14 protein-coding genes are annotated in these 16,797 nt (G+C 56.3%); 13 read left to right on the forward strand and 1 reads right to left on the reverse strand.

Translation table 11 applies throughout. From position 1 onward, the window contains the following. The 13 genes from ACP7E4_RS25840 to ACP7E4_RS25900 all read left to right on the forward strand — a co-directional run. A partial coding sequence (locus tag ACP7E4_RS25840) for a hypothetical protein (protein ID WP_426118556.1) occupies positions 1–207 on the forward strand: 207 nt, incomplete at its 5' end. Positions 208–356: 149 nt separating this feature from the next. Beyond that, entirely contained in the window at positions 357–938 is a 582-nt protein-coding gene (locus ACP7E4_RS25845) for an alpha/beta hydrolase (protein WP_426118558.1), read from the forward strand. Positions 939–1,068: 130 nt separating this feature from the next. Beyond that, positions 1,069–2,019: a sigma 54-interacting transcriptional regulator gene (locus ACP7E4_RS25850; RefSeq protein WP_426118560.1), complete on the forward strand. Its 951-nt coding sequence runs from the start codon at positions 1,069–1,071 to the stop codon at positions 2,017–2,019. A gap of 382 nt (positions 2,020–2,401) precedes the next feature. After that, positions 2,402–3,376, forward strand: a complete 975-nt coding sequence (locus ACP7E4_RS25855) for a hypothetical protein (RefSeq protein ID WP_426118562.1) — start codon at positions 2,402–2,404, stop codon at positions 3,374–3,376. A gap of 67 nt (positions 3,377–3,443) precedes the next feature. Next, complete coding sequence (locus ACP7E4_RS25860; protein ID WP_426118563.1) at positions 3,444–6,980, forward strand: RHS repeat domain-containing protein; 3,537 nt, start codon at positions 3,444–3,446, stop codon at positions 6,978–6,980. Continuing rightward, positions 6,977–8,167, forward strand: coding sequence for an RHS repeat-associated core domain-containing protein (locus ACP7E4_RS25865; RefSeq protein WP_426118565.1), 1,191 nt, complete (start codon positions 6,977–6,979; stop codon positions 8,165–8,167). The genes ACP7E4_RS25860 and ACP7E4_RS25865 overlap by 4 nt, the downstream gene beginning before the upstream one ends. A gap of 188 nt (positions 8,168–8,355) precedes the next feature. Further along, the gene (locus ACP7E4_RS25870) at positions 8,356–9,138 is read left to right on the forward strand and encodes a MetQ/NlpA family ABC transporter substrate-binding protein (RefSeq protein ID WP_426118566.1); all 783 of its coding nucleotides are present in this window, start codon (positions 8,356–8,358) and stop codon (positions 9,136–9,138) included. Between the two features lie 305 nt (positions 9,139–9,443). Further along, on the forward strand, positions 9,444–10,340 hold the full coding sequence (locus ACP7E4_RS25875; RefSeq protein ID WP_426118567.1) for a TauD/TfdA dioxygenase family protein: 897 nt from the start codon (positions 9,444–9,446) through the stop codon (positions 10,338–10,340). Between the two features lie 16 nt (positions 10,341–10,356). Then, on the forward strand, positions 10,357–11,238 hold the full coding sequence (locus ACP7E4_RS25880; RefSeq protein WP_426118568.1) for an ABC transporter ATP-binding protein: 882 nt from the start codon (positions 10,357–10,359) through the stop codon (positions 11,236–11,238). Between the two features lie 134 nt (positions 11,239–11,372). Next, positions 11,373–12,239: an ABC transporter permease gene (locus tag ACP7E4_RS25885; protein ID WP_426118569.1), complete on the forward strand. Its 867-nt coding sequence runs from the start codon at positions 11,373–11,375 to the stop codon at positions 12,237–12,239. 129 nt (positions 12,240–12,368) lie between these two features. Beyond that, positions 12,369–13,376: an ABC transporter substrate-binding protein gene (locus ACP7E4_RS25890; RefSeq protein ID WP_426118571.1), complete on the forward strand. Its 1,008-nt coding sequence runs from the start codon at positions 12,369–12,371 to the stop codon at positions 13,374–13,376. Positions 13,377–13,664: 288 nt separating this feature from the next. After that, positions 13,665–13,877 carry a DUF6124 family protein gene (locus tag ACP7E4_RS25895; RefSeq protein WP_426118573.1) on the forward strand — a complete coding sequence of 71 codons (213 nt, stop codon included), beginning with the start codon at positions 13,665–13,667 and terminating at the stop codon, positions 13,875–13,877. Between the two features lie 404 nt (positions 13,878–14,281). Next, positions 14,282–15,481, forward strand: a complete 1,200-nt coding sequence (locus ACP7E4_RS25900; RefSeq protein ID WP_426118574.1) for an RHS repeat-associated core domain-containing protein — start codon at positions 14,282–14,284, stop codon at positions 15,479–15,481. A gap of 47 nt (positions 15,482–15,528) precedes the next feature. On the opposite strand, the gene ACP7E4_RS25905 is transcribed toward ACP7E4_RS25900, so the two are convergent. Next, on the reverse strand, positions 15,529–16,689 hold the full coding sequence (locus ACP7E4_RS25905) for an AAA family ATPase (RefSeq protein ID WP_426118576.1): 1,161 nt from the start codon (positions 16,687–16,689) through the stop codon (positions 15,529–15,531). Positions 16,690–16,797: the final 108 nt, after the last annotated feature.

The raw sequence follows: 16,797 nt of genomic DNA on the forward strand, positions 1-16,797 counted from the left end.
CAGGGAGTTACTTTTGGTCGTATGCTTTTTCATGGACTCGCCCTCGCTGTCGTTGGCTTCTTAAGAATGCCACCGTGGCGCTACAGACGCCTCGGCTTGGGCGAGTCCATCCAATTACAAGGCTCAAGTCGCTTTTTTGTAACACAACACGTCTATCTTCAACTGTGCCCGCAAAAACACGCGGGCACGAACACCACGATTTCATAGGGGGCGCGCCTTAGGCAGGGAGCGACCCCTTTTTTTGTCTTCTTATATACGATTTAGTGCTTAATAAATATCTTCTTATTCCTTAACGAATATATGTCCCTTCCTTATACTTGGCCTCATGACCGCACCCCATGCAGGAGGCTGACCCCATGCACAACGAGTCGATTCGCTATCTGATCGTGCCAGGCTGGCAAGGGTCACCCGATGATCATTGGCAAACCCACTGGCAGAACAGCCTGCCCAACAGTACGCGCGTCGAGCAGGCCGATTGGCTCAAGCCGCGTCGCGAGGATTGGGTTGGCGAATTGCAGCGCAGCATTGCCGCCGACAGTACGCCGGTGATCTTGATTGCGCACAGCCTGGGGTGCGTGACCGTTGCTCATTGGGCGCGTCTGGCGCCGCTGGAATCCTTGCGCCAGGTGCGCGGCGCGTTGCTGGTTGCGCCGGCGGATGTCGAACGGCCCAATTGCTCGCCGGCGCTGCGCAATTTCGCGCCGATCCCAAAGGATTTGCTGCCATTTCCTACGCAGATAGTCACCTCCGATAACGACGCGGCGGTCAGCACGCAACGGGCCATGGACATGGCCCGTGACTGGGGCGCTGACATGAGCGTGCTCGGTGAAGCCGGGCACATCAACGTCAAGTCAGGGCATCGGCGTTGGGAACAAGGTTTCGCTTATCTGTATCGCCTGCAAAGCCGATTGGAACATCACGCTCGGCGTCGCGCATGAACTCAACAGACGCGATGAACGTCGCGTTTTCTTTTCATTACTTCGTCAGTTTTTCCCAACCGGGCCATGTGGTCCGGATATTTATTTTTTAACGCGTGAGCCGTCGCAAGGCTCGGGCGGGAGTTTTGCCATGAGCCTTAAAGAATCCTTCGGTCAGCCGTTACTGACCTTTCCCGACGCCGAAAAAAGCCCGCTGAGCATTCGCGCTAAAGCGCTGGTTTTCGTTGACCCACGCTCGCGGCAGCTGCGTGAGGAAATGGAACAACTTGCGCCGCGCGAACTGCCAGTGCTGATTCGGGGCGAGTCCGGCACGGGCAAGGAATTACTGGCACGCCATATTCATCGCGGCAGTGATCGCACCGGTCTGTTCGTGTCGGTCAACTGCGGCGCGATCAGCCCGTCCTATGCCGACGCTGAGCTGTTCGGATATGCCGCCGGCGCCCACAGCGGTTCGGTCAGCAGCCGCGCCGGCTGGTTCGGCTCGGCCAACGGCGGCACACTTTATCTGGATGAAATCGGCGATTTGCCACTACCAATCCAGACCAAACTGCTCGCCGCCCTTGAGAACCACGAAGTCACCCGCGTCGGCGCCCAGCAGCCCAGCCCGGTAGACGTGCGACTGGTCGCCGCGACCAGCATCGACCTGGCCAAAGCCGTGGCTGCCGGAAAATTCCACGAGCGGCTGTTTCACTACCTGAGTGAAGGGCATCTGGAATTGCCCTCGCTGCGCGAACAGCCGGGCAACATTCTGCCGCTGGCCGAGTATTTTCTCGGCATCTACAGCAACCGCCTGAACTTCGAAGTACCGCTGATCAGCGACGCGGCGCAACAAGTGCTCGAAGCCCACAGCTGGCCTGGCAACACCCGTGAGCTGGAAAACGTCATCCACTTTGCCTTGCTGGTCAGCAGCGGTGACGAGATTTTGCCGGAGCATCTGAATCTGCCGGACAGTGTCGATCCACTGGTGGAAATTGAGCGGCTTGTAGGAAAACTTCTTGTTGATGCAAAGGTTGAGCAGCTCTTTGCGACCCAGCGGCTGCTGGAGGCGGTTAAATCCAGAGTGGAAAGCGGCGCCCGCTGACTCGGCCCCCTGATTTTCGACGCCACATCCTTTGGAGGGATGTGGCGTTTTTATTTGGGCACAAAAATGTGCTGAGGGTTTCTTTCATGGTCGAAGGATAAATCCTACGACTCGCGACTTGTTATTCCCGCTATAAAACCGTAGATGGTCTATTGAAGTTGTATTAAATATGCTGATTTTGTGGGTGTTTATTACTTTTGATTGCATGTGCTGGACAGGCGAAAATATCTGAACCAGTCTGTTGTCGAGAAAATAAATGACCAGTGTTTCTCAGCGTTGATTTAATCAGCTCTCTTTCATTGGTGTTCAAAGCGGATCTCCGCTACCGAATCAATTCAATTTGTTGAGGCCCCCTCTTGTGCGGGGCATCCGAGGTATTGTTATGACTGCAATGTGGAATCAAATAGATACATTCTCCATCGAAAGTGCAACAGGCAATAATACTCTTTACGCGAATGGTCGTCAGTCAATCAAAGTGCGTGTCGCCGTAAAAGTTGTTGACGTAAATAATAAACCAGTGATCCTCACGGACCGTGAACGATCAACGATCACGCTGGTGAATTTTCATGGCGGCAAGGAAATCAAGTATCGCGATGCTCGTATGACTTCGCCGGTTGACTCCCAGTATGGTGACTGGGACTGGTCGCTGACAAAAATCGGTGGCTTTAGTTATTTTCCTGCCAATGGGGCGCAGACGCAGGGGCAAAGCGACGGGTCGGGCACTCAGGCGTCGGGTACTTACTATGTCGATATTTATGTCCGCTCTATAAGTCAAACACCTATTACACTGGCCGTGCGAATCAAACGGGACGATGGCATATCGTTCGACTCTCTCGAGTTCACCAGCGGTCGCCTCGAACTGCAGCCAGTTCCCCGTCCTGTCTACGGCCTGTCGCAGTACCGACTGGATAAGGTGACCGTCAAGCAGTGGCCGAAAAATGTTACTGGTCTCTCCGGCCTTGTCGCTCTTTTCTATCATCGGCTTGTTTTTGTCACAGGGGGAGAGAATTTGCAGTTCAAGTCTGTAAGTTTGTCTCCTGATGGACTTTATGCTCATCCAGACTTTGATGTCTATCAGGCATCAGTCGTTGGATTCACCGAGCCGGGTAATAATCAGATTTCTTACCTTTACCCACACGCCGCTATGCCCTCAAAGTTGGAATTGTCTCCTGCGCCAGGAGAGATCTTTTTTGTTGAAACGGGATTGGCAGGCAAGTCCGCCGGAGATATATATCAAGCTGCTTCCAAAAAAGATACGCTGGCGTGTACTGTCAATGCCGTGGATGTCTACGGGAACCTGCACCAGATAAATATGCGCTTCCAAACGAACAATAGTTGGCAGCCAGAGCTTTATTGATAGAACCATCGCGCCTGGTAGTCGGGCGCGATGACCTACAGTTTGATCCGATAGAGTTGTCTCTGACATGAAGCATATTTATTCAAACGCCTATAACTTTTTAAGCTTTGTCACCGCGGGAGTCGATCCTCGTACCGGCACATACAGTTGTAATATTTCCTTATCCGCGCTTATGGCCAATGCATTGAGTGGTCCATCGGTACCGGTGTCGATAGGGTTTAACGCGCTCAACACTGCAAACGCTGGTTTCGGCCTGGGGTGGACTCTGCCTCTTACGAGGTATAACAGCACTAGCCGTGAACTGGTGTTATCGAGCGGTGCTCGGTACAGGGCGAATTTAGCGCCGGATTTATTCGTCCTCATCGACAAGAAAGTTCGCGACTTGAAAGCAACCCGGGTAGGCGATGAGCTATTCGTCGAGCATAAGTCCGGCATTGTCGAGGTGTTGACCACTTCAGGGTCAAGCGGGGATGAATGGCTGGTCTCGAAAATTTATTCGCCCGAAGGCCGGGCGGTCAGCCTGGTCTACAGCCTCGTTGGTGGACAACAATTGTTGCGCGAGATTCGCGACGAGAGCTCGACCTTACTGACAGTGGATGTCCCGACGGGCTCTTCGCTGGCCTCCAGCATTACGCTGTGGCCGGAGAGTCCGTCCAGGAAGTTGGTCTTCATGCTGCAGATGCAGAATAACGAGCTGACGAAAATCAGCGTGTTATTGGATAACAACAGCCGAGCCTCGTGGCGCCTGACCTATGGGACCGTCGACGGACTGCGTCTGATCACGCGGCTGGAGCTACCGACTGGCGGCATTGACCGGATTGAATATCAAGCGTCTGCCTTGAGTCTACCCGCAGACGCGCCTGTCAGCGCCCTGCCCGCTGTGTCTTCGCACACCAGTTTTGCAGGCTCTGACCAGCCGCCCGTGAGACGGGAATATAGATACTCGTTAAAAAACTATCTGGGGAATGGCTCCAACGCCAGATGGCGCGATGACGGGGATAACCTGTATCAGGCGCCGGGCGATTATGAGTACGAGTCCACGGAAGAGCTGGTTCTGGGCGCCGGGACGAGCAAGCGGACAGTACGGAGCACCAGGCGAATCTACAATCGGTTCCATCTTCCCGTTGAAGAGACTGTCAATCAGAACGGAAAGACCGTGCGTAGCCGCACTCAGTATCATGAAAAACCAGGCCTGAAGTTCGAGGAGCAGCCTGCCAACTTTCAGTTGCCGATGAAGGTAGAAACTTCCTACTTCGATACGACAGCGCCTGACGTCGTCCGTATCGAAACGACGCTGACTGAGTACGATGAATTCGGAAACATTCTGAAGACGGTCTCGCCAACCGGAATTACCGAAGTTTTCACGTATTACCCGCTGGGCGAAACCGATGGTTGTCCTGCCGATTCGTTTGGGGCGGTGCGCTGGCTTAAACGGAAAACGTTGATCCCCGCGCCTGATCGGGCTCCAGCAGCCGCGTTGACATGCCTCTATCGCTACATCCAGTTGCCATCTGCCAGCTCGCAAAGGGACGCCTTCCTCGCATTGGAAAAAGAGTCTGTTTTTCAGGATGACGAGGATGCACCGGTCATGGCCATCGCGCGGCAATATGAGGCCGATCGCGACAGCATTTTTTTCGGTCGAGTGACGCGGAAAATCGAAACGGTTCAGGGCATTGAGTCGGTGTTCGATTACCACTATGAGCGAATGGATGACGCCGTATGCACAAAGACGACGCTGACGGCAGCAGACGGCGCCAGCACCACCAGGTCTACCTGGCAAAATCTGTTTACTGGTAACGAAGAGAAAACCGTTGGGCAGTTGGGCGTTGCGAGCGAGGTAACACATGACCGCCTCGGCCGCAAAACGCTTGAAATGCTCGCACCAAAGACCTCAAGCCAAGCGACGAGAACTCACAGCTATCACTTGGCTGATCGGGTGGACGACCCGGTGGAAACGCGGACGGTCGCCGCCAACGGAGGCACGATGCTGACGCGGCTTGATGGCATGAGCCGCAGATCAACGGTTGAAGTCCAGGATGTCGACGCCGACGGGCAACCGATGCGGGCCGTGTACAGCGCCAGTTACGATGCTCTTGGTCAGATGATCGAGGAAACCAATACGGATTGGCTGGACGGCAAACCTCATGCGCTGTCGAGCCGGTATACATACGACGATTGGGGCAACCGCAGTGCCCATATCGGACCCGATGGCGTACTCAACCATGACCGGCACGATCCGATTGCGCTGACACAGACCCAGGGAAGCGATAAGGCGGGTCTGACGATCATTACCAAAAATGCGTTTGGCAAAAACGACACCGTTGAGCGTATAGACCGCAACGGCAAGTCCTGCGCAATCACCTCGTATAGATATGACGGGCTGGGACGCTGTGTACAACAAACCGACCCGCTGGGGAATGTCACCCGTTTTGAATACGACTTTGCAGATCGTCTGGTGCTTACTCAATTGCCCGATGGCTCACGTATCAAAAAAGCCTTCGTTGCACACAGCACCGAAGACCTGGCCACGCACATTTGGGTCAACGACTATCTGGTAGGGCAGCGAACCTATGACGGGTTGCTGCGGGTCACCGATATCACCGTGGGTGGGCGTACCGAAAGGTTTACCTACACCGGTTCCCAGCCCAATCCAGCCACGCATGCCACTGCCGGCAGCAAGGTCATTGCGTACAAGTACGACCCGGCTCTCAACAATCAAGTTATCGAGCGAAGCGTGGAGGGGAGTAGCAACCTGTCTGCACAATTTCGCTATGACAACCTTCAAGCCAGGTTGATTCAGGCATCCAGCCCGGACAATCAACAGCAACGCAACTATTCCCCTTCTGGCCAGCTCGCGAGCGACAACCTGAGCGCGGGGCAGACTTCACTCGATTCCGCTCAACGCAGTTCACTTAACGGTTTGCCGATGGTTTACGTCGATGCATCTGGCTTAAAGCAGATTATTCGCTATGACGCGCTGTGCCGAATCGCTCAGGTAGAGCAGGGGACAGTCAAAGCCGACTACGCCTATGACCAACATGGCCATGTCAGCCGGATCGAAACGCTCGATACGCAAAGTGAACGCAAACTCATCACGGAGTTGGAATACGACGATTTTGGTCGTGAGGTGCGTCGGGTGCTGACGGTAGATCCGAATCAGCCTGAGGAGTTGTCGCAGCAATTCAACGAGAGTGACAAATTGATCCGTCGCACGCTGCGACGCGGCAGCTCTCTGATGCGTGATGAAGTGTTTGCGTATGACGTGCGCGGGCGACTTGAGCGCTATCAGTGCGATGGCGAGCATCTGCCGGTGGATTCGTGTGGCAAAGCCATTCTCCGCCAAACCTATACGTTCGATGAGCTGGACAACATTCGTCAATTGAAAACGGAGTTTGCTGAAGGCGAAAACGTCGCAACCTATGAATACGAATCTCCAGACAAAACCCAACTCAGTCGCGTTCGACATAGCCATACGGATTACGCCGCGCAAGAAGCGATATTCACTTATGACCCTGACGGCAACCAGCTCAATGACGAGCTTGGCCGTCGCATGATTTATGACGATCTGGGCAGGCTGGCCTCGGTCGCGCAGGAGCAGGCATGAATCAACTAATCAACTATCGCTATGACGCTTTGGATCGACTGATAGGAATCGATCCGGCGGGAGCTTCCAGCATCACGCGGACTTATCGCAGCGGCCGCGTCGCCACCCTGCATGGGGCAGGACAACAACACAGTCTGATGGAAGCGGGTGGTCGTGTGCTGGCTCAAACGACTGTCTCCGGCAGCTCGGTTGTGAACACACTGCTGGGCAGCGACCGGCAACGCAGCGTTTTGCAATCGGTTACTGGCGACGAAATCAGGCGCAGTGTCTACACGCCCTACGGAAGCAGCTCAGCGGATGGAGGCATGCAAAGTCTATTGGGTTTTAACGGTGAATTACCGGACCCTGTGACCGGGTGTTATCTGTTGGGTAACGGATATCGCGCCTACAATCCCGCACTGATGCGCTTCAACAGCCCCGACAGCATGAGTCCGTTCGACTCTGGCGGCATCAACCCTTATGCCTACTGCCTGGGCGATCCGATCAACATGAGTGATCCGACCGGGCATTTCTCATGGAAGTCGATTTTGAGCATCGCGATTGCCGTTGCCACTATTGCAATCACAGCAGTTACGCTGGGTATTGGCACGCCTCTGACCGGGCCGCTCATCTTTGCGGCAGTTCTCGATATCGGCTCAAATGTCCTCAGTATTGCCAGCACTCTCTCGACGGAGTTGGCTCCGGACTCGAAGGCGGGAAGCGTCCTGGGCCAGTTCGGTCTCGCTCTGGCGGCATTGTCGCTCTCGGTTCCCTACGCTGCGAAATTCGCAGCTTCGCGCAGCACTCGAGCGGCGGCCGGGTTTTTCGATGCGGGTCCTGTGTCGGTTACACGGCAAGGCGCTTTCAGAGGGCGACCGAAAAACCTCAGCGGGGCGGCGAAGGTGGGCAAAGGCGCCAGAAACACGGTCGCGCTACAAAACCGTCTGGAGCAGGTGCAGGAAGCTTTCAAGTATGTGAAATATGTCGGCTACGCCGTCAAAGGCTCGGACTTTGTGGAGAGCTCAATCCTCCCTTACTTCAAGCCGCCTGCTTCGGATGGCGCGGATCAGACACCTTCCACGGTAAATGCATTTTCGGGCGGCGGCGAAGCACTGCGGGGTTTGCAGGGTCAGGGGCCGGTCGGTATGAAGCTGAGTGAGTTTCTCACTGCGGATGATAGCGGCAGTCAGGCAATCCGGGAGTTCTGATCGCGGTCCTGGGCAGTGCATGATCTACCTGCATAAGCTTTAAAGGCATAAGCATTTGCCAAAAAAGTATTGTCTTGGAATAAGAAATATCGGTAATGTCCGCTCCACGCCCCCGACGCCATCCGCGTCGGGGCAACTCATTGATGAGCTGTTGTTCCGACGACCTCGATTTTCCCTAAGGACATTGCATGAAAAAGACGTTTTTGTTGACCGCTCTGGCGGCTGCGCTTTCGATCGGCCTGGCTCACGCGGGCGAAAAACTGGTGGTCGGCGCGACGCCGGTTCCCCACGCTGAAATTCTTGAGCTGATCAAACCGCAACTGGCCAAAGAAGGCGTGGACCTGGAAATCAAGGTCTTCACTGACTACGTACAACCTAACGTTCAACTGAACGAAAAACGCCTGGACGCCAACTACTTCCAGACCAAGCCTTATCTGGATGGCTTCAACAAAGGCAAGGGCGCGACGCTGGTTACCGGCGTTGGCGTACACGTTGAACCGTTTGGCGGCTACTCCAAGAAGTGGAAGTCCCTGGCCGAGCTGCCGGAAGGCGCAACCATCGCCATCCCTAACGAAGGCAGCAACGCCGGTCGCGCTCTGCTGCTGTTGCAAAAAGGCGGTCTGATCACTCTGAAAGATCCGACCAACGCTCTGGCAACGCCGAAAGACATCGCCTCCAACCCGAAAAAATTCAAGTTCCGCGAACTGGAATCCGCTGTGTTGCCGCGCGTTCTGGATCAGGTCGACCTGGACATGATCAACACCAACTACGCCCTTGAAGCCAAGTTGAGCCCGAAGAAAGACGCGTTGATCATCGAAGGCGCTGACTCGCCGTACGTCAACTATCTGGTGACCCGTACCGATAACGCGCACACCGACGCGATCGAGAAACTGTCCAAGGCGTTGACCAGCCAGCAAGTCAAAGACTACATCAACAAGAAGTACGACGGCGCGGTAGTGCCGGCGTTCTGATTGAGGCTGTAAACCTGCAATACCCAACGCCGACACTGGCAGCAGTGTCGGCGTTTTTGCGCATGGAAGGGCGCTCATCTCCATATTGTGGGAGCGGATTTATTCGCGAAGACGGCTTTCCAGGCAGTGCATATGTAGTGGATGAGCCGACGTTTTCCCGGATAAATCCGGTCCCACATGAAGCGCTGCTGTTCAGGCATCTAGCTCAATCCGAACTATCCATATGCGATAACGATATTTAAATTTAGTTTCTTATACCTATAAAGTCATGACTCTTAACCACCAGTCTTCTGGAGTCGGAGTTCATGTCAGCATCCTCCCTCGCTTCATCACCTGTTCAAGCCGCACCTCAAGTCTTTGAGGTACGTCCGTTCGCTGAAAAAGTTGGGGCGGAAATCGTTGGCCTGGATCTGTCCCTGCCGCTCAATGACGCCGACTTCGCGCGCGTTCATCAAGCGCATCTGGATCACCACGTTGTGGTGTTTCGCGATCAGCAGATTACGCCGCAGCAACAGATCGATTTCAGCCGCCGCTTTGGCATCCTGCAAATCCATGTGCTCAAGCAATTCCTGCTGGCCAACCACCCGGAAATCCTCATCGTTTCCAATATTGTTGAAGACGGTCAGCCGATTGGTCTGGGCGATGCCGGCAAATACTGGCATTCGGACCTGTCCTACAAAGAACTGCCGAGTCTGGGTTCAATGCTGCACGCTCAGGAACTGCCAAGCGAAGGCGGCGACACCTTGTTCGCCGATATGCACCTGGCCTGGGATACGCTGCCGCAACATTTGCGCGATGCCGTCGAAGGTCGCTCTGCGGTCCACAACTACACCGCGCGCTACAGCGAAGGCGATAACGCCGCCAGCTGGCGCCCGAAACTGACGCCTGAGCAACTGGCCCAGGTGGTCGAAGTGACTCATCCGATTGTGCGTACTCACCCGGAAAACGGTCGCAAGGCGCTGTTCGTCAGTGAAGGTTTCACCACGCGCATCGTCGGCCTGCCGGAAGACGAAAGCCGGGCACTGTTGAACGAAATCTACGCCCACAGCGTGCGCCCCGAGCATGTCTATCGCCATCAATGGCAGCCGCATGATCTGGTGTTCTGGGACAACCGTTCGCTGATCCATCTGGCTGCCGGTTGCCCGCCGCAGCTGCGCCGCAAACTCTTTCGCACGACCATTCAGGGCGATGCGCCGTTCTGATTTCGGGAGCTTTTCCATGAATGCTGTTTTGCAAAGCCACACGGCTAGCGAAAGCTTGATCGCGCCGCAGGTCAACCAGCCCACCGCTGAAGCACTGCTGCAAGTCCAGAACGTTAGCCTTGAATACCGCACCCCCGAGCGCGTGGTGCGGGCGACTCATCAGGTGAGCTTCGAGGTTGATCCGGCTGACCGATTCGTCCTGCTCGGCCCTTCGGGCTGCGGCAAGTCGACCTTGCTCAAAGCCGTCGCCGGTTTTATCAAACCCAGCGAGGGGCAAATTCGCCTGGCCGGAGCCGAAGTCAGCGAGCCTGGCCCGGACCGCATCGTGGTGTTTCAGGAATTCGACCAGCTGCCACCGTGGAAAACCGTGATCCAGAACGTGATGTTTCCGCTACTGGCCTCGCGCACGTTGAAGCGCAAGGAAGCCGAAGAGCGCGCGCATTACTACCTGGCGAAAGTCGGCTTGAGCGCCTTCGCCGACGCGTACCCGCACACCTTGTCCGGCGGCATGAAAGCGCGCGTGGCAATTGCCCGGGCGCTGGCGATGCAGCCGAAAATCCTGCTGATGGATGAACCTTTCGCAGCGCTCGACGCGCTGACCCGTCGCAAGATGCAGGAAGAGCTGCTGGAACTGTGGGAAGAGGTGCGCTTCACCTTGCTGTTCGTGACGCATTCCATCGAAGAAGCGCTGGTGGTCGGCAACCGCATCCTGTTGCTGTCGCCGCATCCCGGTCGCGTGCGGGCGGAAATCAACAGCCATCAATACGATCTGAAAAGCCTCGGCGGCGTGGGTTTTCAAAACACTGCCCAGCGCATCCATCGCTTGCTGTTCGATGAAGGCGAAACCGAATCGGTGGATCGTGAGTTGAGCTTTCAGGACATTCGGATTGCTTACTAACACTACGACCCAGTGTGGGAGCGAGCTTGCTCGCGAAGAGGCCGGGTCGGGCGATGCAAATCACCGCCTGCTAAAAGCCTTCGCGAGCAAGCTCGCTCCCACCGGGTGAGTTGCGCACAACAGAGAACCAAACCATGAGCCTTGCACCACCCATTCGTGAAGAATACGAAGTCACGCTCGAGCCATTCACCCAGGAAGAACTGGCTCGTGAAATCCCGCTGGCGCAACGCATCTGGCAGCTGAGCTGGGTGCGCAAGAGCGTGATCCTGATCGTGCTGGCAGTGATCTGGGAAGTCGCTGCGCGGATTCAGAACAACGATCTGCTGCTGCCCAGTTTCCTGCAAACCGCAGCCGCGTTTTATGACGGCATCCTTAGCGGTGAACTGATCGGCAAAGTGTGGATTTCCCTTACCGTGCTGATTCAGGGCTATTTGATCGGCATTGTGCTGGCCTTCGCCCTGACCACCCTGGCGGTTTCCACCCAGTTAGGCCGTGACCTGCTCAGCACCTTGACCGCTATGTTCAACCCGCTGCCCGCCATCGCGCTGCTGCCGCTGTCCTTGCTGTGGTTTGGCCTGGGTCAGAACAGCCTGATCTTCGTCCTGGTGCATTCGGTGTTGTGGGCGTTGGCGCTCAATACGTATGCAGGCTTTCTCGGGGTTTCCGAAACCCAGCGCATGGCCGGTCGCAATTACGGTCTCAAAGGCCTGCGCTTCGTCTGGTACATCCTGATCCCGGCTGCGCTGCCGTCGATTCTGGCGGGCCTGAAAATAGGCTGGGCCTTCGCCTGGCGCACCTTGATCGCCGCCGAGCTGGTGTTCGGCGCGTCGTCCGGTAAAGGCGGCCTGGGCTGGTACATCTTCCAGAACCGCAACGAGCTGTACACCGACAAGGTTTTCGCCGGGCTGGCAGCGGTAATCCTGATCGGTCTGCTGGTGGAAAACCTGCTGTTCGCCAACATCGAGCGCCTGACCGTCAAACGTTGGGGAATGCAGCGCTGACTTGATCGAAATTCCTACATCTGTTGGAGCGAGGCTTGCCCGCGAATCAGTCGACGCGGTCAGTCAGGTTTACCGCGTTATCGCTCTTCGCGGGCAAGCCTCGCTCCAACCCATTCTTATGAGGTTTACATGGCAATTTCTTTTAAACATCCAGCCCTCATCGCGCTGGCCGCAACCATAGGTCTGCTTAGCAGCAGCGCTCAGGCCGAGGGCAAAATCAGCATCGCCCAGCAGTTCGGCATCGGTTACCTGATTCTCGACGTGGTTCGCGATCAACAACTGATCGAGAAGCACGGCAAAGAGCAGGGCGTGGACATCAAGGTCGACTGGAACAGCATTTCCGGCGCCACCGCGATGAACGAAGCCTTGCTGGCTGGCGCGCTGGACGTAGTATCGGCTGGCGTGCCGCCGATGCTGACCATCTGGGACCGCACCAAAGGCAAACAGAACGTCAAGGCCATTGCCTCGCTGGGCTCGATGCCTAACTACCTGCTGACCAACAATCCCAACGTGAAAACCCTCAAGGATTTCACCGAGAAGGATCGCATCGCGGTGCCGGCCGCTGGCGTGGGCTTCCAGTCGCGCACCTTGCAGATCGAAACCGCCAAGCAGTTCGGTAATGACAACTTCAAGAAATTCGACAACATCTCCGTGAGCCTGGCGCACCCGGACGCCACCTCGGCGCTGATCGCTGGCGGTTCGGAAATCAACTCGCACTTCTCCAGCCCGCCGTTCCAGTATCAGGAACTGGAAAACCCCAATGTGCATAAAGTGCTGAGTTCCTACGACGTGCTGGGCGGTCAGGCGACGTTCAACGTCCTCTACACCACCCAGAAATTCCACGACGAAAACCCGAAGACCTACAAAGCGTTCTATGACGCGCTGGCCGAAGCCGAGAAAATCATCAAGGCTGATAAGCCTGCCGCCGCCAAAACCTATATCAAGGTCGAGCAGTCCAAACTGCCGCTGGCGCTGGTCGAGAAAATCGTCGCCGATCCGGAAATCGACTTCACCGTCGTGCCGCAACGCACCTTCATCTACGCCGAAAAACTGCAGGAACTCGGCGTGCTGAAAAACAAGGCGGCGAGCTGGAAGGATTACTTCTTCGAAGAAGCGCATGGCGGTGCGGGTAGCTAAAAGGTATTCCTGACCCGTTGGAGCGAGGCTTGCCCGCGAAGAGGTTGGTACACCCGATACAATTGTCGGCTGTCACAACGCCTCGCGAACAAGTTCGCTCCTACATGATTTGCGCATCAACTCGCCACATTCCGACGTATTACAGACCTTTCCTGCATCCATTTCCGTTTCCCTTGAGTGAAGTTTCCGAGAAAATCCCGAGCCCTTGCGCCTGTCAATTGCGCACATTAGTCTGCGTCTCGTCACTCAAAAGCAGTGATTGGTTTAATGAGTGTCAGGGAGATAAACATGGTCAAAGCAGCCCCCGTTTCACAGCCATTCTCACTCGAAACATCCTTGCTGCACGTCGCTGAATTGCTCAGCTGCGCCGCCGCTACCGCCTACGAAACCGGCGACTGCCTGAACGGCCCGAAACGCGACCTGGCGTTCTCGGTGGTGCATCTGATCACCATGGCCAAAACCGAACTGGAGCGCTCGCTGGATCACGTTGAAGAGCGTTGAGCTGACCAAAATCCGCTAGCCCTATTCGCGGGCAAGCCTCGCTCCAACGGAGCACGCGTTACTTCAGCTCAAAAATTCTCGCCAGCCGATCTCATCTCTCGTTGGAGATTCTATGTCTGGGGTCAACCGCCAGGCGCCGCAGATGTATTGTCTGAACCGGCGCCTTCCCGGCTAAAGCCGGTCCCACTGGATCGCGCTGATTGTGTGGGACCGGATTTATCCGGGAAGACGGCATTCCAGTAGACGCAAATACAGCGGCTGTACGTCCTATCGTGAATGTTGCGTAGATCCGTTGGAGCGAGGCTTGCCCGCGAGCAGTCCAAAAACCTAGCAGTTCTGCTAGTACCTCCCTCGCCCCATGACGCGCAAACTTGAGCGATCTATGCCGCGACGCGAGATCTTCAATGGCCGACCCAATCGAGCTTTGCCGCTATCAATACGATGCGCTGGATCGGCTGGCCACGCGCACGCCGCTGTCCGAGGCTATAGCGCGACGGTTTTACAACGGTGATAGCTTGGCGACGGAGCTTCAGGGCATTGAACACCACACCATTCTGCGCATAGGCAATCAACTCCTCGCGCACAAAAACCAGTCTGGCATCGTGTTGCTCGGCACCGATCAACAAAACAGCGTGCTGCACGCCGACGACATTGCCATTGCTTATGCACCCTATGGCCATCGAGAGAAGATCGACGTACTGCCGGGCCTGCCCGGTTTCAACGGCGAACCATCCGATCCCGTTACCGGACACTATCTGCTGGGCAACGGCTATCGCGCTTATAACCCGGTGCTGATGCGTTTCAATAGCCCGGACAGTTTGAGTCCGTTTGGTAGCGGTGGATTGAATGCCTATGCGTACTGCATTGGGGATCCGGTGAATCGGAGTGATCCTACCGGACACGTGTCGTGGCCCGCAGGAATGGGATTGGGTCTGAGCGTGATCGGTATTTTAGCGAGCATCGCAACCTTTGGCGCCGCGACGCCGCTGGCCATTGCGGGGCTGGCAACGGGTGTTGCCTCCGGTGCCGCTGGCGTTGCGCAGGCAGTCACGGAAAAATCCAATCCGGAGGCGAGTTCGGTGCTCGGCTGGGTGGGGCTCGGACTGGGTGTGGCTTCGGCTGGTTTTGGCGCTACGGCGGTGTTTCAGAGGGTGGGGAATCGGATCCATGAGTCTTTGGTGGCTTCCGGCGGATTATCAGGCAGAAACGCCGGAGGGTTAGGGATTGGCAATATTGCGTCGAAAGGGATTCCCCCGCCGTCGCCGACGCTTGAAGGTATGCCGATGGAGATAATGGACAAAATCACTAAAAATTTGCCCGGTCAGAGCATGGGAGTTCTGTCCAGGGTTTCGCCAAGGATGAACAACGTAGTGAATCGGTTATCTGCGTCACGATTCCAAAAGGTTATGGACAAAACCAAGAGCTACGGGGGGGTGATAATGCAAGTGGATAATATCGGCATGGGGAGCACGCCGGGCATAGCCCCATCAGTTGCCAAACGGGCAGGTTTCACCTTGGCGATCGCTCAAGCAGATTATCCTGAGCCAATGATTAGACGGGCGCCGAACGGAAAATGGATCAGATATGGTGGCATTCGTATTTGACCGTGCCTTAGAGCCTTCGAAGCCGTGCGTTGCTCCAAAGGGATTCATCAATCCGGCCAATGCCAGGCCGGTGCATCCAGCATCCCTTGCCCGACAATCCCGGTCTGCCCCAGCACCTTTTCCAATTCAATCGCATTGCATTCAGGGTCCTGCCCAAGCGCGGCGATGAGTCGCGAAGCATGGGAAACCACCCACATCTGGCAGTTATGCGAAGCCTTGATAATCAATCGGGCCAGTGCCGGAAGTAGATCCGGATGCAGGCTGGTTTCCGGTTCGTTGAGGACCATCATGGTGGGTGGGCGTGGGGTGAGCAGCGCGGCGATCAGCAGCAGATAGCGCAAGGTGCCGTCCGACAGTTCGGCTGCGGAAAGGGGCCGGAGTAAACCTTCCTGATAGAACAGCACCGCGAACTGGCCGCCGGGTACGGCATTGATCTTCAGGCTTGCGCCGGGGAAGGCGTCGCTGATGGCGGCATGTAGCGCATGGGCATCACCGATCTCCAGAATGGTTTGCAGCGCAGCGGCCAGGTCGCGGCCGTCGTGATGCAGCACGGGCGTGCGGGTGCCCAATTGCGGGCGACGCACTGGCGCGTCGGCGTCACTGCGAAAGTGATCATAAAAACGCCAACCGCGAATGGTTTCCCGCAGTTGCAGGACTTCCGGGCAGGTGCGCATGCTGCCGACCTGATCGAACAAGCTGTCAAACGCCGGGGTGTGCTGCGCCAGGACATCCCAGTCCCGGCCTTCGCGTGCGCGGATCATCGGGCCGCTGCGTTGCACCAGCAAACTCGCCGGGCGAAACAGCGGTCCGGCCCAGATACATTCCTTTTTGATCTCTGGGTCCAGGGCAAACGCGCTGAGGATTTTATCCGGCAGGCCCAGGGAAATCGCGTAGCTGAAATCCTCTCCGGCAAAGCCCAGACGCAGGCGTCTGACGTGCTGCCGTGGCCCGCCTTGCACCTCGACTTCGCCGTTGCGCATGCGTCGGGAGAGTTTCTCCGGCCCGGCCCAGAATGTGGAATCCAGGCCGCCTTCACGCGCCAATGCATTGATCACCCCGCCTTGGGCGGTTTCGGCGAGCAGCCGCAAGGCGCGGTACAGGTTAGACTTGCCGCTGCCATTGGGGCCGGTAATGATATTCAGGCGCTCCAGCGGGACGATCAAAGTGTTGATTGAGCGGTAATTGGCGACAGCCAGGGTCTTGAGCATTGATGGTCCTTGCGGCAGAAAAATGCCTGATATCAGTGCGTCACGAGTTTATCTGCCCAAGGAACCCTCGGCTACGCGCAGGGTCGCATAGTCACAGCGGCGCCACGT

The organism is Pseudomonas sp. DSP3-2-3, from assembly GCF_049898225.1.
Lineage (GTDB): Bacteria > Pseudomonadota > Gammaproteobacteria > Pseudomonadales > Pseudomonadaceae > Aquipseudomonas.

Bases quoted from the DNA above. Each gene is read 5' to 3' on its own strand.
- ACP7E4_RS25905 (WP_426118576.1), bottom strand. From the start codon at position 16,689: ATGCTCAAGACCCTGGCTGTCGCCAATTACCGCTCAATCAACACTTTG.
- ACP7E4_RS25860 (WP_426118563.1), top strand. From the start codon at position 3,444: ATGAAGCATATTTATTCAAACGCCTATAACTTTTTAAGCTTTGTCACC.
- ACP7E4_RS25875 (WP_426118567.1), top strand. From the start codon at position 9,444: ATGTCAGCATCCTCCCTCGCTTCATCACCTGTTCAAGCCGCACCTCAA.
- ACP7E4_RS25890 (WP_426118571.1), top strand. From the start codon at position 12,369: ATGGCAATTTCTTTTAAACATCCAGCCCTCATCGCGCTGGCCGCAACC.
- ACP7E4_RS25885 (WP_426118569.1), top strand. From the start codon at position 11,373: ATGAGCCTTGCACCACCCATTCGTGAAGAATACGAAGTCACGCTCGAG.
- ACP7E4_RS25845 (WP_426118558.1), top strand. From the start codon at position 357: ATGCACAACGAGTCGATTCGCTATCTGATCGTGCCAGGCTGGCAAGGG.
- ACP7E4_RS25855 (WP_426118562.1), top strand. From the start codon at position 2,402: ATGACTGCAATGTGGAATCAAATAGATACATTCTCCATCGAAAGTGCA.
- ACP7E4_RS25850 (WP_426118560.1), top strand. From the start codon at position 1,069: ATGAGCCTTAAAGAATCCTTCGGTCAGCCGTTACTGACCTTTCCCGAC.
- ACP7E4_RS25865 (WP_426118565.1), top strand. From the start codon at position 6,977: ATGAATCAACTAATCAACTATCGCTATGACGCTTTGGATCGACTGATA.
- ACP7E4_RS25880 (WP_426118568.1), top strand. From the start codon at position 10,357: ATGAATGCTGTTTTGCAAAGCCACACGGCTAGCGAAAGCTTGATCGCG.
- ACP7E4_RS25900 (WP_426118574.1), top strand. From the start codon at position 14,282: ATGGCCGACCCAATCGAGCTTTGCCGCTATCAATACGATGCGCTGGAT.
- ACP7E4_RS25870 (WP_426118566.1), top strand. From the start codon at position 8,356: ATGAAAAAGACGTTTTTGTTGACCGCTCTGGCGGCTGCGCTTTCGATC.
- ACP7E4_RS25895 (WP_426118573.1), top strand. From the start codon at position 13,665: ATGGTCAAAGCAGCCCCCGTTTCACAGCCATTCTCACTCGAAACATCC.